A 22,168-nucleotide genomic window follows, 5' to 3' on the forward strand; every position below is an offset into this window, starting at 1 on the left:
AGGCAGGCGCCACGGGTCTTGCTGTTCCGTACCTCGTTGTACGGGACATCCCAAGGACATCTTCTTGCTGCGGTGCTGCGGTGCTGCGGTGCTGCGGTCCTGCGTGCTGCGGAGCCGGGCGTCAGACGGTCAGCGCCCGGTCCGTCGGCCGGATCGGCGCCGGCAGCTCGCTGGTGCCCGTCAGCATACGGTCCACGCCGCGCGCCGCCGAACGGCCCTCGGCGATCGCCCAGACGATCAGCGACTGGCCGCGCCCGGCGTCGCCGGCGACGAAGACCCCGGGAACGCTGGTGGCGTAGTCGGCGTCGCGGGCGACGTTGCCGCGCGCGTCCAGCTCCAGGCCCAACTGCTCGACCAGACCGTTCTCCCGGTCCACGCCGGTGAAGCCCATCGCCAGGGTGACCAGCTCGGCCGGGATCTTCTTCTCGGTGCCCGGCACGGGCTTGAACCCGCCGTCCGCGAACTTCACCTCGACCAGGTGCAGGAAGGCCACGTTGCCCTCCGCGTCACCCTCGAAGTGGGTGGTGGAGACGGCGTACACGCGCTCCCCGCCCTCCTCGTGGGCGGAGGTCACCTTGTACGTCATCGGGTACGTCGGCCACGGCTGGCCCTCGGGGCGCTCGTCCGACGGCCGCGGCATGATCTCCAGTTGGGTCACGGAGGCCGCGCCCTGCCGGTGCGCGGTGCCGACGCAGTCGGCGCCGGTGTCGCCGCCGCCGATGACCACGACGTGCTTGCCCTCGGCGGAGATCGGCGGGGCGACGTAGTCGCCCTCCTGGACCTTGTTGGCCAGCGGCAGGTAGTCCATCGCCTGGTGGATGCCGGCCAGTTCGCGCCCCGGCACCGGCAGGTCGCGGGCGGTGGTGGCGCCGGCGGCGATGACCACGGCGTCGTAGCGCTTGCGCAGCTTGGCGCCGTCGATGTCGCGGCCGATCTCCACGCCCGTACGGAACTTGGTGCCCTCCGCGCGCATCTGCTCGACGCGCCGGTTGATGTGCCGCTTCTCCATCTTGAACTCGGGGATGCCGTACCGCAGCAGCCCGCCGATCCGGTCGGCCCGCTCGTAGACCGCGACCGTGTGCCCGGCCCGGGTGAGCTGCTGGGCCGCGGCCAGACCCGCCGGGCCCGAGCCGATGACGGCGACCGTCTTGCCCGACAGCCGCTCCGGCGGCTGCGGGGTGACGGCGCCCGCCTCCCACGCCTTGTCGATGATGGTGACCTCGACGTTCTTGATGGTCACCGCCGGCTGGTTGATGCCCAGCACGCAGGCCGTCTCGCACGGCGCCGGGCACAGCCGCCCGGTGAACTCCGGGAAGTTGTTGGTCGCGTGCAGCCGCTCGCTGGCGGCGGTCCAGTCCCCGCGGTAGGCGTAGTCGTTCCACTCGGGGATGAGGTTGCCCAGCGGGCAGCCGCTGTGGCAGAAGGGGATGCCGCAGTCCATGCAGCGGCCGGCCTGCTTGCTGATGACGGGCAGCAGCGAGCCCGGGACGTAGACCTCGTTCCAGTCGCGGACCCGCTCGTCGACGGGCCGGGTCTCGGCGACCTCGCGGCCGGTGGTCAGGAAGCCCTTGGGGTCAGCCATGGAGCGCAGCCTCCATCATCTTCTCGTGCGTCTGGGCCTCGGTGAGGCCGGCCCGCTCAGCGGCTTCCTTGGCGGTGAGCACTGCCTTGTACGTGGACGGGTAGACCTTGCTGAACCGGGCGACACCCGCGTCGGGGGCGTCCCACTCGGCGAGCAGCTTCTCCGCGACGGTCGAGCCGGTCTCCTCGTGGTGGCGGCGCACCACGTCGTGCAGCCACTGCCTGTCGGCGTCGTCCAGCTTCTCGACGGCGGCGAGGTTGCCGTCGTTGACGTTGTCGGGGTCGAGGTCGACGACGTACGCGACGCCGCCGGACATGCCGGCCGCGAAGTTGCGGCCGGTCTCGCCCAGCACGACGGCGTGGCCGCCGGTCATGTACTCGCAGCCGTGGTCGCCGACGCCCTCGGCGACGACGAGCGCGCCGGAGTTGCGTACGCAGAACCGCTCGCCGACCTTGCCGCGCAGGAAGATCTCGCCGCCGGTGGCGCCGTACGCGAGGGTGTTGCCCGCGATGACGCTGAACTCGGCGAGGTGGTCCGCGCCGCGGTCGGGGCGGACCACGAGCCGGCCGCCGGACAGGCCCTTGCCGACGTAGTCGTTGGCGTCGCCCTCCAGCCGCAGCGTGACACCGCGCGGCACGAAGGCGCCGAACGACTGGCCGGCGGAGCCGGTGAAGGTGATGTCGATCGCGTCGTCGGGCAGGCCCTCGCCGCCGAACTTCTTCGTCACCTCGTGGCCGAGCATGGTGCCGACCGTGCGGTTGATGTTGCGGATCGCGACCCTGGCCCGTACGGGGTGGGCCTCCGCGGCGGACGGCGCAGCCAGCGCGTCGGCGGCGAGCTTGATCAGCTCGTTGTCGAGGGCCTTCTCCAGGCCGTGGTCCTGGCCGGTGACCTGGTTGCGCGCGGCGCCGTCCGGCAGCTCCGGGACGTACAGCAGCGGGGCCAGGTCCAGGCCCTGCGCCTTCCAGTGGTCGACGGCGCGGGTGACGTCCAGCATCTCGGCGTGGCCGACGGCCTCGTCCAGGCTGCGGAAGCCCAGCTCGGCCAGCAGCTCGCGGACCTCCTCGGCGACGAACTCGAAGAAGTTGACGACGAACTCGGCCTTGCCGTTGTAGCGCTCGCGCAGCACGGGGTTCTGGGTGGCGATGCCGACCGGGCAGGTGTCCAGATGGCACACGCGCATCATCACGCAGCCGGAGACCACCAGCGGCGCGGTCGCGAAGCCGAACTCCTCGGCGCCCAGCAGCGCGGCGACGACCACGTCACGGCCGGTCTTGAGCTGGCCGTCGGTCTGCACGACGATCCGGTCGCGCAGGCCGTTGAGCAGCAGTGTCTGCTGCGTCTCGGCGAGGCCCAGCTCCCACGGGCCGCCGGCGTGCTTCAGCGACGTCAGCGGCGAGGCGCCGGTGCCGCCGTCGTGGCCGGAGATCAGCACCACGTCGGCGTGCGCCTTGGACACCCCGGCCGCGACCGTGCCGACGCCGACCTCGCTGACCAGCTTCACGTGGATGCGGGCCTGCGGGTTGGCGTTCTTCAGGTCGTGGATGAGCTGCGCCAGGTCCTCGATCGAGTAGATGTCGTGGTGCGGCGGCGGCGAGATGAGGCCGACGCCGGGCGTGGAGTGCCGGGTCCTGGCCACCCACGGGTACACCTTGTGGCCGGGCAGTTGGCCGCCCTCGCCGGGCTTGGCGCCCTGCGCCATCTTGATCTGGATGTCGTCGGCGTTGACCAGGTACTCGCTGGTGACGCCGAAGCGGCCGGAGGCCACCTGCTTGATCGCCGAGCGCCGCCGCGGGTCGTACAGCCGGTCGGCGTCCTCGCCGCCCTCGCCGGTGTTGGACTTGCCGCCGAGCTGGTTCATCGCGATGGCCAGCGTCTCGTGCGCCTCGCGCGAGATGGAGCCGTACGACATGGCGCCGGTGGAGAACCGCTTGACGATCTCGGAGACGGGCTCGACCTCCTCCAGCGGCACCGGCGTGCGGTCGGACGCCAGCCGGAACAGACCGCGCAGCGTCATCAGCCGCTCGGACTGCTCGTCCACGCGCTGCGTGTACTGCTTGAAGACGTCGTAGCGGCGGGTGCGGGTGGAGTGCTGGAGCCGGAAGACCGTGTCGGGGTCGAACAGGTGCGGCTCGCCCTCGCGGCGCCACTGGTACTCGCCGCCGATCTCCAGGTTGCGGTGCGCCGGGGCGATGCCGGAGGCGGGGTACGCCTTGGCGTGCCGGGCGGCGACCTCCCGGGCGATGACGTCGATGCCGGCGCCGCCGATCTTCGACGTGGTGCCGTGGAAGTAGGTGTCCACGAACCCCTGGTCCAGGCCGATGGCCTCGAAGACCTGCGCGCCCCGGTACGAGGCGACGGTGGAGATGCCCATCTTGGACATCACCTTCAGCACGCCCTTGCCGAGCGCCTTGATCAGGTTGCGGATGGCGGCCTGCGAGTCGCCGTCCGGGCCGGCCTCCAGGTACGTACCGGCGCGGACGAGGTCCTCGACGGACTCCATCGCCAGGTACGGGTTGACCGCGGCGGCCCCGTAGCCGATGAGCAGCGCGACGTGGTGCACCTCGCGCACGTCGCCCGCCTCGACCAGCAGGCCGACCTGGGTGCGCTGCTTGGTGCGGATCAGGTGGTGGTGGACGGCGGAGGTGAGCAGCAGCGACGGGATCGGCGCGTGCTCGGCGTCGGAGTGCCGGTCGGAGAGGACCAGCAGCCGGGCGCCGGAGTCGATCGCGGCGTCGACCTCGGCGCAGATCTCCGCGAGCCGGTCGGCGAGCGCCCGGCCGCCGCCGTGCACGCGGTACAGGCCGGAGAGCGTCACGGAGGTGAAGCCCGGCATGTCGCCGTCGGCGTTGATGTGGATGAGCTTGGCCAGCTCGTCGTTGTCCAGGACGGGGAAGGGCAGCGTGACCGTACGACAGGACGCGGGCGTGGGTTCGAGCAGGTTGCCCTGCGGGCCCAGCGCGGAGTGCAGCGAGGTGACCAGCTCCTCGCGGATCGCGTCCAGCGGCGGGTTGGTGACCTGCGCGAAGAGCTGCGTGAAGTAGTCGAAGATCAGCCGCGGCCGGTCCGAGATGCCCGCGAGCGGGGTGTCGGAGCCCATGGAGCCGATCGGCTCCGCGCCGGTGCGCGCCATGGGCGTGAGCAGGACGCGCAGCTCCTCCTCGGTGTAGCCGAAGGTCTGCTGGCGGCGGGTGACCGAGGCGTGGGTGTGCACGATGTGCTCGCGCTCGGGCAGCTCCGGCAGCGCCAGCATGCCGGCGTCGAGCCAGTCCCCGTACGGGTGCTCGGCGGCCAGCTCCGCCTTGATCTCGTCGTCCTCGACGATGCGGTGCTGCGCGGTGTCGACCAGGAACATCCGGCCCGGCTGGAGCCGGCCCTTGCGTACGACGCGGTCCGGGTCGAAGTCGAGCACGCCGACCTCGGAGGCCAGCACGACCAGGCCGTCGTCGGTGACCCAGTAGCGGCCGGGGCGCAGGCCGTTGCGGTCCAGGACGGCGCCGACGAGGGTGCCGTCGGTGAAGCTGACGCCGGCCGGGCCGTCCCAGGGCTCCATGACGGTGGAGTGGTACTGGTAGAACGCCCGCCGGGCCGGGTCCATGGACTCGTGGTTCTCCCACGCCTCCGGGATCATCATCAGCATCGCGTGCGGCAGCGACCGCCCGCCCAGGTGCAGCAGCTCCAGCACCTCGTCGAAGGAGGCGGTGTCGGAGGCGTCGGGGGTGCAGATGGGGAAGACCCGCTCCAGCTCGTGCGTGCCGAACAGCTCCGAGTAGAGCTGGGACTCGCGCGCGCGCATCCAGTTGCGGTTGCCCATGACCGTGTTGATCTCGCCGTTGTGCGCGATGTAGCGGTACGGGTGGGCCAGCGGCCAGCTCGGGAAGGTGTTGGTGGAGAACCGCGAGTGGACGACGCCGATGGCGGTGGTCAGCCGGCGGTCCGACAGGTCGGGGAAGAACGGTTCGAGCTGTCCGGTGGTCAGCATGCCCTTGTAGACCAGGGTGCGCGAGGAGAGCGACGGGAAGTACACGTCGGTCTCGCGCTCGGCGCGCTTGCGCAGCACGAACGCGGACCGGTCCAGCTCGATGCCGCTCTTGCGGGCCGCCGGGTCGGCGCTCTCGACGAAGAGCTGGGCGAACGACGGCATGGTGGCGCGGGCGCCGCTGCCGAGCAGTCCGGGCGCGACGGGCACCTCGCGCCAGCCGAGGACGGCGAGGCCCTCCTCGGCGGCGATGGCGCCGACCCGCTCCCGTACGGCGGCGGCCTCGTCCTCGGCCACGGGCAGGAAGGCCATGCCGACGGCGTACGAGCCGGCGGCCGGCAGCGCGAAGTCCACGGCGGCGCGCAGGAAGGCGTCCGGGACCTGGAGCAGGATGCCGGCGCCGTCGCCGGTGTCGGGGTCGGAGCCGGTGGCACCGCGGTGTTCCAGGTTGCGCAGCACCGTCAGCGCCTGCTGGACGAGTGCGTGGCTGGCCTCCCCGCTGAGCGTGGCGACGAAGCCGACCCCGCAGGCGTCGTGCTCGTACCGGGGGTCGTACAGCCCCTGCGCTACAGGGCGGGCCGCCTGGGATGCGTGCCGCATCGGCTCTCCCGTCGTCGTCGTGGCAGTGATGCGTGCCGAGGGACGACGTTGGCCCTGGCCGAAATTTCGTGCAGGTTACATGATGACCCGGAGCTCAGGAAGCGGATACTCCGTATCAGTATCCGGACACCCCTGGTCGGGGAGGTGTGCCCCGCCACGCGGGGGATCTGCACGGTCAGTGCAGGAGAGAGCACGGGCGGCACTGCCCGCGGTCCCCGACACATGCCCGCGGAGTTCCGGTTCGAAACGCCGCGGTAATAGATCAGGAGTGCGGGGCCGGTCGCTTTCGAGGATACGGGATTCGGCCGGACCCGCAGCCCGGGCCTTCAGCCCCCGACGGCGGCCCCGAAGAGAGCGCCCAGGCCGTACGTGACCGCCGCCGCGGCCCCGCCGAGCAGCAGTTGCCGCAGGCCGCTGTACCACCAGCTACGGGCCGTGATCCTGGCCACCGCCGCCCCGCAGGCGAAGAGCCCGGCCAGCGCGAGCAGCACCGCGGGCCACAGCGCCGTGGCGCCCAGCAGGTACGGCAGCACCGGCAGCAGCGCGCCCACCGCGAACGAACCGAACGACGACAGCGCCGCCACCGTCGGCGACGGCAGGTCGCCCGGGTCGACGCCCAGTTCCTCGCGGGCGTGTATCTCCAGCGCCTGCTCCGGGTCCCGCATGAGCTGCTTCGACACCTCGGCGGCCAGCTCCGGGTCCACGCCGCGGGACTCGTACAGCTCGCTCAGCTCGCGCAGTTCGTCCTGCGGGTGCCGGCGCAGCTCGCGCCGCTCCACGTCCAGCTCGGCGAGGACCAGCTCGCGCTGGGAAGCGACCGAGGTGTACTCCCCCGCGGCCATCGAGAACGCGCCGGCCGCCAGCCCCGCGAGGCCGGTCAGCACGACGGTCGTGGAGGAGACCGAGCCGCCGGCCACGCCGGTGATCAGCGCGAGGTTCGACACCAGACCGTCCATCGCGCCGAAGACGGCGGGCCGCAGCCAGCCGCCGGTGACGTCGCGGTGGGTGTGGCCGTGCCGCTCGGCAGGCCGGCCCGGCTGAAGCCCCGCGGACATGGATCGCGCTCCCCTCGTCGATCTTGCGTTCGACGATACGCGGGGTCCCGGGGGCCCGCCAGCAAGGCAGGCCGTACTCACCTCGGCGGCGGACTCCCCCGGGGTGCTGCGCGCACGGGCCGGGTCCCGGGGTTCCGCGGCCGGACTGGCCGGACAGACTCCAAGGGACGATCCGGCCGGGATTACCGGGCCGGACACGGGCGGGGCCGTCACCGCGGGTGCGGTGACGGCCCTGCCGTGCGTGTGGTGTGCCGGGCGGCCCGGGTGCGCGGGCGGCTAGGTGTGCCGGCCGCGCTCGCCCGCGGGGGCGTCGCCGGGGGTCTTGGCCTCGGCCGCGCCCGCGGGCTCGGGTACGTCGGCGGTGGCGGTCCCGGCGCCCGGCTCGGCCGCCGCACCCTTCTCACCGTCCTCCGCGTCGTCCGCCTTCTTCAGGGCGCCGTCCGCGTCCGTGTCGCCGTCGCCGGAGTCGTCCTGCGCGCCCGGCTCCACGACCTCCTCGCGGCCCGGCCGCTTCTTCGCCGACACCACGATGTAGGCCACCGCGGCGGCGAAGACGAGGATCGACGTCCAGACGTTGAGCCGCAGCCCGAGGACCTCGTGGGCCTCGTCCACGCGCATGTACTCGATCCAGCCGCGGCCCGCGGTGTACCCCGCGACGTAGAGCGCGAAGGCCCGGCCGTGGCCGAGGCGGAAGCGCCGGTCGGCCCAGATCACCAGCACCGCGACGCCGACGCACCACAGCGACTCGTACAGGAAGGTCGGGTGGAAGGTCTCGGCGGTGCCGGTGACGGAGTGGTCCGCGTCGATCTCGACGGCCCAGGGGACGTCGGTCTGCTTGCCGTACAGCTCCTGGTTGAACCAGTTGCCCCAGCGGCCCAGGGCCTGCGCGAGCACGATGCCGGGCGCGACGGCGTCGGCGTACGGCGGCATCGGGATGCCGCGCCGCCGGCAGCCGATCCACACGCCCAGCGCGCCCATCGCGATGGCGCCCCAGATACCGAGGCCGCCCTCCCAGATCTCGAAGGACTTGACCCAGTCGCCGCCCTCGCCGAAATACGGCTCGGGCGTCGTGACGACGTGGTAGAGCCGGCCGCCGACGAGGCCGAAGGGCACGGCCCAGATGGCGATGTCCGCGACGGTTCCCGGTCGGCCGCCGCGCTCGATCCAGCGGCGTCCGCCGAGCCAGATGGCGACGAAGATGCCGAGCAGGATGGCGAGGGCGTAGCCGCGCAGCGGGAGGGGTCCGAGGTGCCACACACCGTCGGAAGGGCTGGGGATGTATGCGAGATCCATAGCAGCACCGACGGTACCGCGCCGCGGCGCGGCGCGGGGAGCCCGCGGGGACAACGGCTCCGTAACTCTGCGCGAGTACGGCGCTGCACCCGCGGCGGCTCAGTCCTTGCCGGCGTCCTCGACGAGCTGCTTGAAGCTCGCCGGGGTGAGGTTCGAGCCCTGGCCGTAGATGTTCTCGCCGCCCAGCAGGACGGTGGGCGTGGAGTTGTGGCCGGACTTGCCGAACGCCTCGTCGGAGGCGCCGACCCAGCCGTCGTACTTCCCGTCGTCCACACAGGCGTCGAAGCGCTTGCCGCGCAGCCCGTCGACCTTGCCCGCCAGCTCCTTCAGCCGCCCCTTGTCGGCGAAGGCGTCGTCGCTCTCCTGCGGCTGGTTGGCGAAGAGCACGTCGTGGTACGGGACGAACTTCCCGGCGTCCTGGGCGCAGGCGGCGGCGTTGGCGGAGTTCAGCGAGCCGGAGCCGCCGAAGTTGCCGTCAATGAGCTTGACCAGCCGGTACTCGGTGCGCAGCTTCCCGGCCTCCTCCAGCTCGTTGATCGTCTTGCTGAAGCCGGCCTCGAACTGGCCGCAGGCCGGGCAGCGGAAGTCCTCGTAGACGGTGAGGTCGGCCGGGGCGTCCGCCTTCCCCGCGGGCAGCGCGAGGCGGTCCTTGCCGACGGCGCCCTTGGGGTACGCCACGGGCTTGTCGTCGTCATCGTCGCCGCCGAGGCCGCCGATGAGGATCCCGACCACCGTGACGACGGCGAGCACCCCCACCACGGCGGCCAGCACGACGAGCATGCGCCGCTGCTTGTCCTTGGACTTCTGCCGCTCGCGCTCGGCCTGGAGCCGCTCGCGGGCGGTGCGCTTTCCCTCAGGGTTGTTCTCGCTCACGCCCGGCTATAACGACGGACCCGCCGCCCGGTGACGGATCAGAACACGTGCCCGTACTGGACGTATGCGGCGGCGGCGGAGAGCACCAGCACGACCGAGACGAGGACGAAGCCGACCGCGAAGGCGCGCGGCACCGGCGCCTGCGGCATCCGCGGCCGGAGGCGGCGCGACCGGCGCGGGCGGGGGGCGGCCGCGCGCCGCGCGTCCTCGGCGGCGAGCCGCTCCGTGACCTCGTACCACCGCGCGGAGGGCTCCTTGGGCGCGGAGTGATCTATCTGCCCCAGGGAGTCCTTCTGGAATCGCTCCCAGACGTCCTCGGGCAGGCGCGGTTCATCATCGGCGCCGGGCTGTTTGCCGGCCATCGGGCCCTCCCCTGTGCGGCACGGACTGCTCCCCTTCAAGGATCGCACGTCCGTACGCACGGCGGAGGGCCCTGTGGACAACCCCGGCCGGGGCCGTCAGGCCCGGCGGCGTACCCCTTCGGCCAGCTCGCCGGCCAGCTCGCGGACGGCCGCGAGGCCGGCCTCGTGGTCGTCGCCGGCGGCCAGCAGCCGCTTGACGAAGGCCGAGCCGACGATCACCCCGTCGGCGAACGCGGCGACCTCGGCCGCCTGCTCCGCCGTCGAGACGCCGAGGCCGACGCAGACCGGCAGGCCGTCGCGTACCGCCTCGGTGGCGCGGGTGCGGCGGACCAGGTCCTGGGCCTCGCGGCCCACGGACTCGCGGGTGCCGGTGACGCCCATCAGCGACGCGGCGTAGACGAAGCCGCTGCCGGCCGCCGTGATGACCGCGAGGCGCTGCTCGCGGCTGCTGGGCGCGACCACGAAGACCGTGCCCAGGCCGTGCTTGTCGGCCGCCTGCCGCCACGGGCCCGACTCCTCGACGGGCAGGTCGGGCAGGATGCAGCCCGCGCCGCCCGCCGCCGCCAGGTCCTCGGCGAAGCGCTCGGGGCCGTAGCGGTCGACCGGGTTCCAGTACGTCATGCAGAGCACCGGGGCGTCCGTCGCGGACTGCACCTCGCCGACCGTGCGGATGACGTCCCTGATGCGCAGCCCGCCGCGCAGCGCGATGTCGTCGGCGGTCTGGATCACCGGGCCGTCCAGCACCGGGTCGCTGTGCGGCAGGCCGACCTCGATGGCGTCGCAGCCGCCTTCGAGCATGGCGGTCATGGCCCGTACGCCCGTGTCCACGTCGGGGAAGCCGGCCGGCAGGTAGCCGATGAGGGCCGCCCGGTTCTCCGCCTTCGCGGCGGCGAGCACGGCGTCGAGCCGCGCGATGTTGCCCGTCACCGGTCCGCCTCCTCGGCGTCGTAGAGCCCGAAGTAGCGGGCGGCGGTGTCCATGTCCTTGTCGCCGCGGCCGGAGAGGTTGACGACGATCAGGCCGTCGGGCCCCAGCTCGCGGCCGACCTCCAGCGCCCCGGCCAGCGCGTGGGCGCTCTCGATGGCCGGGATGATGCCCTCGCTGCGCGACAGCAGCCGCAGCGCCTGCATGGCCTCGTCGTCGGTCACGGCCCGGTACTCGGCGCGGCCGGCGTCCTTGAGGTAGGCGTGCTCGGGGCCGACGCCGGGGTAGTCGAGCCCGGCGGAGATCGAGTACGGCTCGGTGATCTGGCCGTCCTCGTCCTGGAGCACGTACGACCGCGAGCCGTGCAGGATCCCCGGGTCGCCGAGGCTCAGGGTGGCGGCGTGCTCGCCGCTGGTCAGGCCGTGGCCGGCGGGCTCGCAGCCGACGAGGCGCACGGCGGGGTGCGGCAGGAAGGCGTGGAAGAGGCCGATGGCGTTCGAGCCGCCGCCGACGCAGGCGACGGCCGCGTCGGGCATCCGGCCCGTGCGGTCCAGCAACTGCTGCCGGGCCTCGATGCCGATCACGCGGTGGAAGTCGCGTACGAGCGCGGGGAAGGGGTGCGGGCCCGCGACCGTGCCGAAGAGGTAGTGGGTGTGCTCGACGTTGGCGACCCAGTCGCGGAACGCCTCGTTGATGGCGTCCTTGAGGGTGCGGCTGCCGGACTTCACCGGGACGACCTCGGCGCCGAGGATCCGCATCCGGGCGACGTTGAGCGCCTGCCGCTCGGTGTCGACCTCGCCCATGTAGACGGTGCAGTCCAGGCCGAGAAGGGCGCAGGCGGTGGCCGTGGCCACGCCGTGCTGGCCCGCGCCGGTCTCGGCGATGACGCGGGTCTTGCCCATGCGGCGGGTGAGCAGGGCCTGCCCCAGCACGTTGTTGATCTTGTGCGAGCCGGTGTGGTTGAGGTCCTCGCGCTTGAGGAAGACCCGGGCGCCGCCGGCCTGTTCTGCGAAGCGCGGCACCTCGGTGAGCGGGCTGGGCCGGCCGGTGTAGTTGACCAGCAGGTCGTTCAGCTCGGCGACGAACGTCTCGTCGCCCTTGGCCTTCTCGTACGCGACGGCGACCTCGTCGACGGCCGCGCGCAGCGCCTCGGGGATGAACTTGCCGCCGTACGCGCCGAAATAGCCGTCGGCGTTCGGCACCTGACGTTCGGGGTCAGGGATGAAGAAGTCTGCGGGCATGGCTGATCCTCGGTCGGAACGGATGGTGGTCGGCGTGGGGACACGCCGCCTGCCATCGCATGCCGTTGATCTGACCGGGCTCGGCCCCGATGTGGTAGCGCACGCGCCGGCCGCGCACGCGCCGCGCCGGGGCCCGGCAGCCGCGCGGCCGGCAGCCGCGGGCGAGGACGCCTCCGGCCGCGGCAACGGCGGTGCCCGCGGCACGGCGGCCCGCCGCCGCGGACCGGTGCGCACCGCCGCCGCGCGGGGCGCGGGGCGGGTGCGGCCGGACCACGTCCACGGTCACGGGGCGTCAGCCCCGCCCGTGGCGCAGCGCGGGGTGGGCGCCGGCGGCGACGAGGTCGGCGACCGCGGCGCGCGGGTCCTTGCCGGTGACCAGGGACTCGCCGACGAGCACGGCGTCGGCGCCGTCGTTCGCGTACGCGATGAGGTCGTGCGGGCCGCGCACCCCGGACTCGGCGATCTTGACGATGTGGTCGGGGATCTCGGGGGCCACCCGGCCGAAGTTGCCGCGGTCCACCTCAAGGGTCTTGAGGTTCCGCGCGTTCACGCCGATGATCTTCGCCCCGGCGGCCACCGCGCGCTCGGTCTCCTCCTCGTCGTGCACCTCGACCAGCGGCGTCAGCCCGATGGACTCGGCCCGCTCCACCAGCGAGACCAGCGCCTCCTGGTCCAGCGCGGCGACGATCAGCAGCACCAGGTCGGCGCCGTACGCCCGCGCCTCCCAGAGCTGGTACGCCGTGACGACGAAGTCCTTGCGCAGCACCGGCAGGTCCACCTTGGCGCGCACGGCCTCCAGGTCCGCCAGCGAGCCGCCGAAGCGGCGCCGCTCGGTCAGGACGCTGATGACGGCGGCGCCGCCCGCCTCGTAGTCCGCGGCGAGGGCGGCCGGGTCGGCGATGGCCGCGAGCGCGCCCTTGGACGGGCTGGAGCGCTTGACCTCGCAGACGACGGTGACGCTGTCGCCGCGCAGCGCGGCCACCCCGTCCCGGGCCTGGGGGGCCCTGGCGGCGCGCTCCTTCAGCTCGTCGAGCCCGACCCGGGCCTGCCGCTCGGCGAGGTCCTCGCGCACGCCGTCAATGATCTCGTCGAGCACACTCACGCGAGCGGACCCCTTTCTGCTGGCGCCGGTCCCGGCCGGCGCCGGGCGCCGGCCGCCGACGGGCGGCTGTTCGGGTATCTGCGATGGTATCCGGCACCGGGCGGAAGCCCCGAATCCGGACCTTCTCCGTCCCACGGGTCGGACGCGGTGCCGCTACGGTCCGAGCACCGCCCCGAACGGCAGGTTCCGCAGCAGCGTAAACGCCGCGACCAGGGCGAACAGCGCCGATCCCACGGAAACCGGCGCCCGCACGGCGAGCCCGGGGCGCCGGATCGCGCGCGGGCGGGGGCGTACGGCCAGGAGCAGCCACCGCGCCAGGACGAGGGCCAGGACGGCCGCGCCGGCGACCACGAGGGCGTTGGCGCCGAGGGCCGCGGGCAGGTCGCCGTGGGCGAGCGCGTGCGCGCAGCGCAGGCCGCCGCAGCCGGGGCAGGCCAGGCCCGTGTACGCCAGGAGGGGGCAGGGCGGGTAGGTGCCGGGCTCGTTCGGGTCGACGGCGCCGACCGCGGCCAGGCCGGCGGCCGCGCAGGCCAGCGCGGCGAGCGGGGGCGCGAGGCGCCGCAGCGGGGCGGTCGCGGCGGTACGGGCGGACACACCCGGATTGTCCCGGCGGCGGGGCGGCGGCGCATCCGCGGCGCGCCCCGGCCGCGGGCCGTACGCGGGTCGTACGTGCTACTCGGCGACGCGCACCGGCGGCACCGGCTTCTTGCCCATGCCCATGCCGCGCATCACGGCACCGACCACGCCGCCGATGGGGATGATGATCAGGCTCAGCCAGAACAGCAGGGGCTGGTCCATCACCATCAGAGCGCCCGAGACGCAGAACCCGATGAAGATGATGACCACCGCGGTCCATGCGGCCGGCGTGTGTCCGTGGTCGTGGCTCTCCGCCATCACTGCGCTCCTTGAAACGTGCAACCGCTCATATCACCAGACGCGGCCATTCTCCCCGATCGGTTCAGGCCCCCGACGACGGGGGGCGGTCAGCTCTCGCGGGTGGGGTCCTCGCCGCGGTCCAGGGCCTTCCACAGCTCCTCCGGCCGCTCCGGGTCCACGGGTGCGGCGCGCCGCGGGCGGGCGGCGGGGCCGGCGCCGCCGGGGCGCTCGTAGCGCCCGGACATCGCCGGCCAGCCGGGGCCGTAGCGCAGCGCGAGCAGCCCGGCGAAGAGCAGCAGCACGCCGCCGGCCAGGCTCACCCAGGGCCAGGCGGTGTGGCTGACGGCGCCGACGGCGGCGTCGGCGAGGCCGGCGGCGTCGGCGGCCTGGTCGTCCAGCGCGGCGGTGTCCGAGGCGCCCATCGCGGAGGCGACGACCACGCCGACGCCGCAGAGCGTGAGCAGTGCGGCGACCAGGGTGCGGCCGGCCCGGCGGACGGCGAAGACGGCGACCAGCGCGGCGAGGCCGACGATGGCCAGCGCGGACGGCAGGCCGGTGACGTCCCGGCCGCCGGCGGTGACGGGCAGCACGGCGTCCGCGACGGGGGTGGCGGCCTCGCCCTCGGCCCAGGTGCGGCCGGCGGCGACGAGGACGACAGCGGCTCCGAGCGCGCCGGAGAGCAGGGCGGCGGCGAGGGGGGCACGAGAGCCGGACTGAGCTGTCACCCGGCCAGTGTCTCGCACCCGCCCGGCCCCGGTCCGGCAGGGGGGCGCGGGGGCCCGGGCGCGCACGCCGGATCCGCCCGCGCCCGTACGCCCCACTGCTCCCGCCGCTCCTCCCCCGAGGCTTCTCCGCTTCTCCGCTTCTCCGCTTCTCCGCTTCTCCGCTTCTCCGCTAGTCCGCTAGTCCGCTAGTCCGCCGCTGCCGGGCCCGTGCCCGCCCGGCCCGCGCGCGACAGGTGGCCCGCCGCCGCTACCGCCCGCAGCACCGCCGCCGCCTTGTTGCGGCACTCCGTGTCCTCCGCCTCGGGGTCGGAATCCGCGACGATGCCCGCGCCCGCCTGCACGTACGCCGTGCCGTCGCGCAGCAGCGCGGTGCGGATGGCGATGGCGGTGTCCGCGTCGCCGGCGAAGTCCAGGTACCCGACGCAGCCGCCGTACAGCCCGCGCCGCGTGGGCTCCAGCTCCTCGATGATCTGGAGCGCCCGCGGCTTCGGCGCCCCCGACAGCGTCCCGGCGGGGAAGCAGGCGGTGAGCACGTCGAACGCGGTGCGGCCGGGGGCGAGCCGGCCGGTGACCGTGGAGACGATGTGCATGACGTGGCTGTAGCGCTCGACGGACATGAAGTCCACGACCTCGACGCTGCCGGGCTCGCAGACCCGGCCGAGGTCGTTGCGCCCGAGGTCGACGAGCATCAGGTGCTCGGCGCGCTCCTTCTCGTCCCCGAGCAACTCCTCGGCCAGCGCCGCGTCCTGCTGCGGGGTGGCGCCGCGCGGGCGCGTACCGGCGATGGGGTGCAGCAGCGCGCGCCCGTCCTCGACCTTGACCAGCGCCTCGGGGCTGGAGCCGACGATGTCGAACGCGCTCCCGCCGCCCGCGGTGTCGGGCAGCCGGATGAGATACATGTACGGGCTGGGGTTGGTGGCCCGCAGCACCCGGTAGACGTCGAGGGCGCTCGCGGCGCACGGCGTCTCGAACCGCTGCGAGGGCACCACCTGGAACGCCTCGCCCGCCCTGATCCGCTCCTTGATGTCCTCGACCGCGGCCCGGAACTTTGCGCCGCCCCACAGCTCCCCGTACTCCGGCAGCGCGGACGGCGGCAGCGGCGCCGCGCTCGCGGCGGTGGGGCGGGCGAGGTCGGCGGTCATCGCGTCGAGCCGGGCGACCGCGTCCTCGTACGCCTCGTCGACGCCCGTGTCGAGGTCGTTGTGGTTGATCGCGTTGGCGATCAGCAGCACGCTGCCGTCCCAGTGGTCGAGGACGGCGAGGTCGGAGGTGAGCAGCATCGTCATCTCGGGCAGCCGCAGGTCGTCCGCGGTGCTGTCGCCGATACGCTCCAGCCGCCGCACCGTGTCGTACCCGAGGTAGCCGACCATGCCGCCGGTGAAGGGCGGCAGCGTGTCCCGGCCGTCGCTGCGCTCGTGCAGGTCGCGCGGGGTGTGCAGGGCCTCGACGGTGGCGCGCAGGGCGGCCAGCGGGTCCCCGCCGGTCGGCAGGCCGACGGGCGGGGTGCCGAGCCAGTGGGCGCGGCCGTCGCGCTCGGTGAGCGTCGCGTCGCTGCGCACGCCGACGAACGAGTACCGCGACCACGTGCGGCCGTTCTCCGCGGACTCCAGGAGGAACGTGCCGGGGCGCTCGCCCGCGAGCTTGCGGTACAGCCCCACGGGGGTGTCGCCGTCGGCGAGCAGCCGGCGCACGACGGGGATGACGCGGCGGTCCTTGGCCAGCGTGCGGAACGTCTCGCGGTCGGGGGAGGTCACTCGGCGCCGCCCACGGTCAGCTCGCGGTCGTCGAAGCAGGTGCGGCTGCCGGTGTGGCAGGCGGGGCCGACCTGGTCGACGCGGACGAGCACGGTGTCGGCGTCGCAGTCGAGCGCGACCGACTTCACGTGCTGCACATGACCGGACGTCTCGCCCTTGACCCAGTACTCCTTTCGGCTGCGGCTGTAGTACGTGCCGCGGCCGGTGGTCAGCGTGCGGTGCAGCGCCTCGTCGTCCATCCACGCCAGCATGAGGACTTCGCCGCTGTCGTACTGCTGCACGACCGCGGGCAGCAGGCCGTCGGCGTTCCGCTTCAGGCGCGCCGCGACGGCGGGATCGAGGTCGGAGGGCCGCGGGGGCCGGTTGCCGGTCATGGGGGCCATTGTGCCAACACGGACGGACACACCGCGGTGTCGGACGGTGCGACGCGCGCGGGCGGGGATGCCCCTTCCCGTACATCGGAACGCGTCGATAGGGCATGCTTCGCCCATGACCAACCCTCCTCCGGAACCGCCCGCAAGGCCACGCGTGCCGCAGACCGCCGTCACCGTCGCGGTGGCCGCGGCGCTGCTCGTCGCCGTGGCCGTGGCCGCCTTCCTCGCGCTGCGCGGCGGCGACGACGGCGGCGGGGCGCAGGCGGGCGGCCCGCGGCCGCAGGGCAGCGCGGAGCGGGCGGCGGGGGACGACGGCGAGGGCGGCGCGGCGGAGACGAAGAGCGCGAGCGCGGGGGCTTCGGCGGGCGCCGCGGGTACGCGGGTGGATCTGGAGCCGAGCGAGTCGCACATCCCGTACGTGGTGCTGCGGACCGGCGAGTGCTTCGACCACCCGTCGCTGGACACCTCGGTCGACTCGGTCGAGACCCGCTCCTGCGCCGGACCGCACGACGGCGAGGTCATCGGCAACCGCACGCTCAGCGGCGACTTCCCGGACGGCGAGGCGCTCGACGACCAGGCGCTGGGGCTCTGCCAGCGGGCGGCGGAGGAGAAGTTGGAGACGATGCCGGCCGACGGGCGGCACTACTTCTACTACGCGCTGTACCCGACGCTGACGACGTACGAGTACCAGAGCCAGGACGAGATCTCCTGCGCGCTGACGCTGAGCACCGAGCCCGACGGGCCGAAGCTGCTCCGTCCGCTGCCGTGAACTCCCGCTGACGCACGCCTGCCCGGCGGGTGACCCGCGGGCGGCGGCTCCCGGCGCGGCATTGCGTGCCCCCGCGTCGCCGGCGGCCGTAGGGTGGCCGCATGACGACCCATGCGAAACGGGAACGGCTGCTCCTCGCCGATCTGCTGGAGAGTGCCGGGCCCGAGGCGCCGACGCTGTGCGCGGGCTGGACGACGTACGACCTGGCCGCGCACGTGGTGGTGCGCGAGCGCCGGCAGGACGCGGCGGGCGGCATCCTCTTCAAGCCCCTCCAGAACCGGCTGGAGCGCGTGCAGGCGGAGTTCCGGCGCAGGCCCTACGAGGAGCTGGTGCAGCTCCTCCGCAGCGGGCCGCCGCGGTTCTCGCCGTTCGCGCTGAAGCAGGTCGACGAGGCCGCGAACGTCGTGGAGTTCTACGTCCACGCCGAGGACGTCCGCCGCGCCCGGCCCGGCTATACGCCGCGCGAGCTGGACGCCGTCTTCTCCGACACGCTGTGGCAGCGGCTGGAGCGCGGCGCCCGGATGATGGGCCGCAAGTCGCCCGTGGGGCTGGTGCTGCGCCGCCCCGACGGGCAGACGGCGGTGGCCCGCCGGGGCGGACCGGTGGTCACGGTGACCGGGGAGCCGGCGGAGCTGCTGCTGTTCGCCACCGGACGGCAGGACGCGGCGAAGGTGGAGCTGGAGGGCGACGACGACGCCGTGGCGCAGGCGCGGACGGCGCCGCTCGGCATCTGACGCCGCGCCGCGGCGAGTTGCCGCGGGGCGGCCCTGGTCGCGCGGGGCGGCAGCCCCCGTTCCGCTACGGGGCCGGGGCGGGCGGCGGGTCCGGCAGCGAGTCGGGCAGCGGGCCCGTACCGGCGCCGCGGCTTCGTTGTGGGCGGCGGGCGCGGGGCAGTTCGGCCCGGCGTACGGCGGGCGCGGCGAGGCAGACGACGGCACCCAGGCAACTGAACGCGCCGCAGGCCAGGAAGACCGGCGCGCTGCCCCAGGCGCCGACGGCCGCGCCCACGACCGGGTAGCACAGCGGCGCCAGGCCCAGGCCGGTCAGGCTGGTGGCGGCGGTGACCCGGCCGAGGTAGGCGGGCGCGGCGGACGTCTGGATCAGCGCGAACGCCAGTCCCCCGCAGACGCCGCCGGCGAGGCCGCCGAGTGCGCAGGCGGCGACCGCGAGCCCGTGGGAGGGCGCCAGCGCCACGCAGCCGAGCGCGGCGCCGGAGGCGACGAGCGTGGCGACGTGGACCAGTCCGGGGCGCGGCAGCCGGCCCGCGACGGCGAGGAGCAGCGCGCCGGCCCCGGCGCCGAGGCCGAAGGCGCCGACGAGCCGGCCGAGTCCTCCGGCGCCCCAGCCGCGTTCGGCGGCGAGCAGGACGAGGCCGACGTTGAGCGGGCCGTTCAGGCCCAACTCGCAGAGGGCGCCGGACAGCACGAGCGGCCCGATCAGCCGGTGGCCGCGCACGTAGCGCAGCCCCTCGCGCACCTCCCGCCCGGCGCCCTCCGGCTGCCGCGGCGCGGCCCTCGCGGACGGGTCGGGCAGGGGGCGTACGCGCAGCGTCAGCAGCAGCGGCACCGAGGCGGCGAACAGCAGCCCCGCCGCCGCGAACGCCGCCGCCGGACCGCCCAGCACCAGGGCGTACCCGCCGACCGGCGCCGCCGCGGCACCGCCGAGGCGCAGGGCCAGCGCCCGCAGCCCGGCGATACGGCCCAGCTCCTCCGGCGGCGCGATCCGCGCCGGCAGCGCGCCGACCGCGGGCAGGAACAGCGCGTCGACCACGCCGAACGCCAGCGCCACGGCGACCAGCAGCCACAGTCCGGGCGCGGCGATCCCCACGGCCGCGGCGGCGCCCAGGATGAGGACGCAGCGCGCCGCGTCGGCGCCGATGACGACCCGGCGCGGCCCGAAGCGGTCGGCGACCACTCCCCCGCCGAGCAGCAGCACCGCACGCGGGACCGAGCCGACGGCCATCACCACCCCGGTCTCCGCGGGGCCCGCGACCCGCTGCGCGGCCCAGCCGAGGGCGAGGAAGAACACGCCGTCGCCGAGCACGGAGAGGGCGTACGCGAGGAGCCACCGCAGGACGCCGGGGTCGCGGTGGGCGGGCGGCGGGCGCTCGGCGGCGGGCATGCGCGCGGGCCCGGGGCTCAGGGGCGGAAGGGGAAGCCGTAGAAGTGCAGGGCGACGGTCTCGCGCCCGGAGCGGGCGCCGTCGTTCTCCGCACCCGCCTGCTCGGCCGCCTCCGCCGACTCGGCCGCCTCCGCCGACTCGGCCGCCTGCGCCGCCTCACTCCGCTCGCGCCACCGCCGCGACAGCGCGCCCATCTCCTCCGCCAGCTCCTGGAGTTCGTCCGCCGTCAGCCGCAGGGTGTACTCCGAGCTGAACGCCGCCCGCGTCCACTCCCGCCCCCACCCGGCCTGCTGGTCCAGGTAGTTGAGGTACGTGCGCGTCCGGGTCGCCAGCAGCTCGCGGGTGACGCCCGTCAGCGCCGCCGTGCCCTCCGGGGTGTCGTCGAAGTCCGCGGCCCGGAAGGTGAACGACCGCTCCTGCGAGACCCGCCACCAGCGCTCCCGCCCGTCCCTGCCCTGCTCATCCGCCTCCTCGATGAAGCCGTGCCCGGCGAGCTTGCGCAGGTGGTAGCTGACCAGCGACACCGCCTCGTCGGCCTGCTCGGCCAGGTGCGACGCGGTGGCGGTACGGGCCGCCATGAGCAGCCGGTACAGCTCGATGCGCAGCGGGTGGGTGAACGCCTTCAGTTGCTCCAGCTCGGTGATCCGCTCCGGTTCTCGCCCCATGCCGGCACCGTAGATACGAAAGAAGTATTGCGCAATACTTCTTTCGCAACCCCCGGCAGCTCCACGGTGACGCGCAGCCCGCCGGCCGGGCGCGGGGTGAGGGTGAGCCTGCCGTGGTGCGCCTCGGTGAGCGTCTTGACGATGGCCAGGCCCAGGCCGACGCCCGCGTGGTCGCTGCGGATGCGCTCGGTGCCGCGCTGGAAGGGCTCGGTGAGCATGGCGGCCAGCCGGGGGTCGATCCGCTCGCCGGTGTTCTCGACGGTGAGCGCGACGGTCGTGGGGCGGACGCCGGTGGTGACCCGCACGGCGCCGCCGGCGGGCAGGTTGTGGACGATCGCGTTGTGGACGAGGTTGGTGGTGAGCTGGAGGAGCAGCGCCGGCGATCCGCTCGCGGGGGTGATGTCGCCGCCGGTCTCCAGCGTGACGCCGTGCTGTTCCGCAAGCGGGAGCAGCGTCTCCGCGGCCTCTTCCGCCAGCAGGGACAGGTCGACGTGCTCGGGGGTGAAGGACCGCTGGCCGGCACGGCTGAGCAGGAGCAGCGCCTCGGTGAGGTCGATGGCCCGGGTGTTGACGGTGCGCAGGCGGGCGAGGAGTTCGGCGGTGTCCTGGTGCGGATCGGTGCGGGCCACGTCCAGGAGCGTCTTGGAGATGGCGAGCGGGGTGCGCAGCTCGTGCGAGGCGTTGGCGGCGAACCTCTGCTGCTCCGCGACGTGCGCCTCCAGCCGGGCGAGCATCGCGTCGAAGTCGTCGGCCAGCTCGCGGAACTCGTCGCCGCGGCCCGGCAGCCGGATCCGGTGGGAGAGCGATCCGCTGGTGGCCTTGCGGGTGGCGTCCGTGATGCGGGTCAGCGGGGCGAGCATGCGGCCGGCGAGGAACCACCCCCCGAGGAGGCCGAACACCAGGAGGAACAGCATGACCGCGGCCGCCGTCGGGGCGAAACCGCGCACGAAGGCGGTACCCGGAGACGCTCTCCACGCCCCCTCGTCGTTGGTCCGCAACCACCCCTCCCGCAGGAGGAACACACCCATGGCGGCGAGCAGCAGGGCACCTGCCAGCATGAGGAATCCCGCGTAGCTGAGGGTGAGCTTCATCCGGACGCTCAGTCCGGGGCGCCTAGGCACGGGGCTCTCCCTCGTCACCGGCGGACGCCGTGTCGATGCGGTAGCCGACGCCGGGTACCGTGGCGATCAGCCAGGGCTCGCCGAGCCGCTTGCGGAGCGCCGAGACCGTGATGCGTACGGCGTTGGTGAACGGGTCGGCGTTGGCGTCCCAGGCGCGTTCCAGCAGCTCCTCCGCGCTGATCACCCCGCCTTCCGCGGCGACCAGGACGTCGAGGACGGCGAACTGCTTCCGGGTCAGCGCCACGTACCGGCCGTCCCGGTAGACCTCGCGGCGGAACGGGTCGAGCCGCAGCCCCGCGATCTCCCGCACGGGCGGCCGGACGTGCGCCCGCCGGCGGTCGAGGGCGCGCAGGCGCAGCGCCAGTTCGCGGATGTCGAAGGGCTTGGTGAGGTAGTCGTCGGCGCCGAGCCCGAAGCCGGTCTCCTTGTCGTCGAGCCGGTCGGCCGCGGTGAGCATCAGGATCGGCATCCCGCTGCCGGAGGCGACGATGCGCTGGGCGATCTCGTCGCCGGAGGGGCCGGGAACGTCGCGGTCCAGGACGGCGATGTCGTACGTGTTGACGCCCAGCAGTTCCAGGGCGGTGTCGCCGTCGCCCGCGATGTCACCCGCGATCGCCTCCAGCCGGAGGCCGTCGCGGATGGCCTCCGCCATAAAGGGCTCGTCCTCGACTATCAGCACGCGCATGCGTCGATGCTACGAGCGCGTGCATATCGTCCGCGTATAGAAAACGGCATACGCACCGGCAACGCCC

21 protein-coding genes are annotated in these 22,168 nt (G+C 74.0%); 2 read left to right on the top strand and 19 right to left on the bottom strand.

What is annotated here, in order from left to right:
* Positions 1 to 121: 121 nt before the first annotated feature.
* The 15 genes from QBL21_RS23980 to hisI all read right to left on the bottom strand — a co-directional run bounded on the left by QBL21_RS23980 (position 122) and on the right by hisI (position 16,740).
* Positions 122 to 1,582 carry a glutamate synthase subunit beta gene (locus QBL21_RS23980; protein WP_407564283.1) on the bottom strand — a complete coding sequence of 487 codons (1,461 nt, stop codon included), beginning with the start codon at positions 1,580 to 1,582 and terminating at the stop codon, positions 122 to 124.
* Positions 1,575 to 6,161, bottom strand: coding sequence for a glutamate synthase large subunit (gene gltB / locus QBL21_RS23985; protein ID WP_407564284.1), 4,587 nt, complete (start codon positions 6,159 to 6,161; stop codon positions 1,575 to 1,577). The genes QBL21_RS23980 and gltB overlap by 8 nt, the downstream gene beginning before the upstream one ends.
* Positions 6,162 to 6,487: 326 nt before the next feature.
* The gene (locus QBL21_RS23990; protein WP_407564285.1) at positions 6,488 to 7,216 is read right to left on the bottom strand and encodes a VIT1/CCC1 transporter family protein; all 729 of its coding nucleotides are present in this window, start codon (positions 7,214 to 7,216) and stop codon (positions 6,488 to 6,490) included.
* A 276-nt stretch (positions 7,217 to 7,492) separates the two neighbouring features.
* Positions 7,493 to 8,509: a prolipoprotein diacylglyceryl transferase gene (gene lgt, locus QBL21_RS23995; protein ID WP_407564286.1), complete on the bottom strand. Its 1,017-nt coding sequence runs from the start codon at positions 8,507 to 8,509 to the stop codon at positions 7,493 to 7,495.
* 99 nt (positions 8,510 to 8,608) lie between these two features.
* Positions 8,609 to 9,382 carry a DsbA family protein gene (locus tag QBL21_RS24000; protein ID WP_407564287.1) on the bottom strand — a complete coding sequence of 258 codons (774 nt, stop codon included), beginning with the start codon at positions 9,380 to 9,382 and terminating at the stop codon, positions 8,609 to 8,611.
* A 38-nt stretch (positions 9,383 to 9,420) separates the two neighbouring features.
* Complete coding sequence (locus QBL21_RS24005) at positions 9,421 to 9,744, bottom strand: hypothetical protein (RefSeq protein ID WP_407564288.1); 324 nt, start codon at positions 9,742 to 9,744, stop codon at positions 9,421 to 9,423.
* A gap of 96 nt (positions 9,745 to 9,840) precedes the next feature.
* Positions 9,841 to 10,671, bottom strand: a complete 831-nt coding sequence (trpA, locus tag QBL21_RS24010) for a tryptophan synthase subunit alpha (protein WP_407564289.1) — start codon at positions 10,669 to 10,671, stop codon at positions 9,841 to 9,843.
* The gene (trpB, locus tag QBL21_RS24015) at positions 10,668 to 11,909 is read right to left on the bottom strand and encodes a tryptophan synthase subunit beta (RefSeq protein WP_407564290.1); all 1,242 of its coding nucleotides are present in this window, start codon (positions 11,907 to 11,909) and stop codon (positions 10,668 to 10,670) included. The genes trpA and trpB overlap by 4 nt, the downstream gene beginning before the upstream one ends.
* On the bottom strand, positions 11,884 to 12,189 hold the full coding sequence (gene trpM / locus QBL21_RS24020; protein WP_407566537.1) for a tryptophan biosynthesis modulator TrpM: 306 nt from the start codon (positions 12,187 to 12,189) through the stop codon (positions 11,884 to 11,886). Before trpM ends, trpB begins: the two co-directional genes overlap by 26 nt.
* A gap of 12 nt (positions 12,190 to 12,201) precedes the next feature.
* Positions 12,202 to 13,011: an indole-3-glycerol phosphate synthase TrpC gene (gene trpC, locus QBL21_RS24025; protein WP_407564291.1), complete on the bottom strand. Its 810-nt coding sequence runs from the start codon at positions 13,009 to 13,011 to the stop codon at positions 12,202 to 12,204.
* A gap of 153 nt (positions 13,012 to 13,164) precedes the next feature.
* Positions 13,165 to 13,605, bottom strand: a complete 441-nt coding sequence (locus tag QBL21_RS24030; protein WP_407564292.1) for a DUF2752 domain-containing protein — start codon at positions 13,603 to 13,605, stop codon at positions 13,165 to 13,167.
* Positions 13,606 to 13,683: 78 nt separating this feature from the next.
* Positions 13,684 to 13,905 (bottom strand): HGxxPAAW family protein, encoded by a 222-nt coding sequence (locus QBL21_RS24035; protein WP_407564293.1) that lies wholly within the window; start codon positions 13,903 to 13,905, stop codon positions 13,684 to 13,686.
* 89 nt (positions 13,906 to 13,994) lie between these two features.
* Positions 13,995 to 14,612, bottom strand: a complete 618-nt coding sequence (locus tag QBL21_RS24040) for a TIGR02234 family membrane protein (RefSeq protein WP_407564294.1) — start codon at positions 14,610 to 14,612, stop codon at positions 13,995 to 13,997.
* 185 nt (positions 14,613 to 14,797) lie between these two features.
* A complete protein-coding gene (locus tag QBL21_RS24045) occupies positions 14,798 to 16,366 on the bottom strand; it encodes an anthranilate synthase component I (RefSeq protein ID WP_407564295.1) in 1,569 nt (522 codons plus the stop codon).
* Positions 16,363 to 16,740: a phosphoribosyl-AMP cyclohydrolase gene (hisI, locus tag QBL21_RS24050; protein WP_407564296.1), complete on the bottom strand. Its 378-nt coding sequence runs from the start codon at positions 16,738 to 16,740 to the stop codon at positions 16,363 to 16,365. The genes QBL21_RS24045 and hisI overlap by 4 nt, the downstream gene beginning before the upstream one ends.
* Before the next feature lie 115 nt (positions 16,741 to 16,855).
* Here hisI and QBL21_RS24055 point away from each other — a divergent pair, with 115 nt between their 5' ends.
* Both QBL21_RS24055 and QBL21_RS24060 read left to right on the top strand, forming a co-directional pair.
* Positions 16,856 to 17,509: a hypothetical protein gene (locus QBL21_RS24055; protein WP_407564297.1), complete on the top strand. Its 654-nt coding sequence runs from the start codon at positions 16,856 to 16,858 to the stop codon at positions 17,507 to 17,509.
* Between the two features lie 101 nt (positions 17,510 to 17,610).
* Positions 17,611 to 18,243, top strand: a complete 633-nt coding sequence (locus tag QBL21_RS24060; protein WP_407564298.1) for a TIGR03085 family metal-binding protein — start codon at positions 17,611 to 17,613, stop codon at positions 18,241 to 18,243.
* A gap of 64 nt (positions 18,244 to 18,307) precedes the next feature.
* Here the strand turns inward: QBL21_RS24060 and QBL21_RS24065 are convergent, their stop codons facing one another.
* From QBL21_RS24065 to QBL21_RS24080, 4 genes are read right to left on the bottom strand one after another with little or no spacing between them, the layout of a single operon-like run.
* Complete coding sequence (locus tag QBL21_RS24065) at positions 18,308 to 19,630, bottom strand: MFS transporter (RefSeq protein ID WP_407564299.1); 1,323 nt, start codon at positions 19,628 to 19,630, stop codon at positions 18,308 to 18,310.
* Between the two features lie 17 nt (positions 19,631 to 19,647).
* Positions 19,648 to 20,295 (bottom strand): ArsR/SmtB family transcription factor, encoded by a 648-nt coding sequence (locus QBL21_RS24070; protein ID WP_407564300.1) that lies wholly within the window; start codon positions 20,293 to 20,295, stop codon positions 19,648 to 19,650.
* Positions 20,253 to 21,416: a sensor histidine kinase gene (locus QBL21_RS24075; RefSeq protein WP_407564301.1), complete on the bottom strand. Its 1,164-nt coding sequence runs from the start codon at positions 21,414 to 21,416 to the stop codon at positions 20,253 to 20,255. The genes QBL21_RS24070 and QBL21_RS24075 overlap by 43 nt, the downstream gene beginning before the upstream one ends.
* The gene (locus QBL21_RS24080; RefSeq protein WP_407564302.1) at positions 21,409 to 22,101 is read right to left on the bottom strand and encodes a response regulator transcription factor; all 693 of its coding nucleotides are present in this window, start codon (positions 22,099 to 22,101) and stop codon (positions 21,409 to 21,411) included. The genes QBL21_RS24075 and QBL21_RS24080 overlap by 8 nt, the downstream gene beginning before the upstream one ends.
* Positions 22,102 to 22,168: the final 67 nt, after the last annotated feature.

This window comes from Streptomyces sp. 184 (genome assembly GCF_045781775.1).
Lineage (GTDB): Bacteria > Actinomycetota > Actinomycetes > Streptomycetales > Streptomycetaceae > Streptomyces.

What these genes read in the sequence shown, in the direction of transcription:
- QBL21_RS23980 (WP_407564283.1), bottom strand. Translation starts at nt 1,582, where the DNA reads ATGGCTGACCCCAAGGGCTTCCTGACCACCGGCCGCGAGGTCGCCGAG.
- gltB (WP_407564284.1), bottom strand. Translation starts at nt 6,161, where the DNA reads ATGCGGCACGCATCCCAGGCGGCCCGCCCTGTAGCGCAGGGGCTGTAC.
- QBL21_RS23990 (WP_407564285.1), bottom strand. Translation starts at nt 7,216, where the DNA reads ATGTCCGCGGGGCTTCAGCCGGGCCGGCCTGCCGAGCGGCACGGCCAC.
- lgt (WP_407564286.1), bottom strand. Translation starts at nt 8,509, where the DNA reads ATGGATCTCGCATACATCCCCAGCCCTTCCGACGGTGTGTGGCACCTC.
- QBL21_RS24005 (WP_407564288.1), bottom strand. Translation starts at nt 9,744, where the DNA reads ATGGCCGGCAAACAGCCCGGCGCCGATGATGAACCGCGCCTGCCCGAG.
- trpB (WP_407564290.1), bottom strand. Translation starts at nt 11,909, where the DNA reads ATGCCCGCAGACTTCTTCATCCCTGACCCCGAACGTCAGGTGCCGAAC.
- QBL21_RS24035 (WP_407564293.1), bottom strand. Translation starts at nt 13,905, where the DNA reads ATGGCGGAGAGCCACGACCACGGACACACGCCGGCCGCATGGACCGCG.
- hisI (WP_407564296.1), bottom strand. Translation starts at nt 16,740, where the DNA reads ATGACCGGCAACCGGCCCCCGCGGCCCTCCGACCTCGATCCCGCCGTC.
- QBL21_RS24055 (WP_407564297.1), top strand. Translation starts at nt 16,856, where the DNA reads ATGACCAACCCTCCTCCGGAACCGCCCGCAAGGCCACGCGTGCCGCAG.
- QBL21_RS24060 (WP_407564298.1), top strand. Translation starts at nt 17,611, where the DNA reads ATGACGACCCATGCGAAACGGGAACGGCTGCTCCTCGCCGATCTGCTG.
- QBL21_RS24065 (WP_407564299.1), bottom strand. Translation starts at nt 19,630, where the DNA reads ATGCCCGCCGCCGAGCGCCCGCCGCCCGCCCACCGCGACCCCGGCGTC.
- QBL21_RS24070 (WP_407564300.1), bottom strand. Translation starts at nt 20,295, where the DNA reads ATGGGGCGAGAACCGGAGCGGATCACCGAGCTGGAGCAACTGAAGGCG.
- QBL21_RS24080 (WP_407564302.1), bottom strand. Translation starts at nt 22,101, where the DNA reads ATGCGCGTGCTGATAGTCGAGGACGAGCCCTTTATGGCGGAGGCCATC.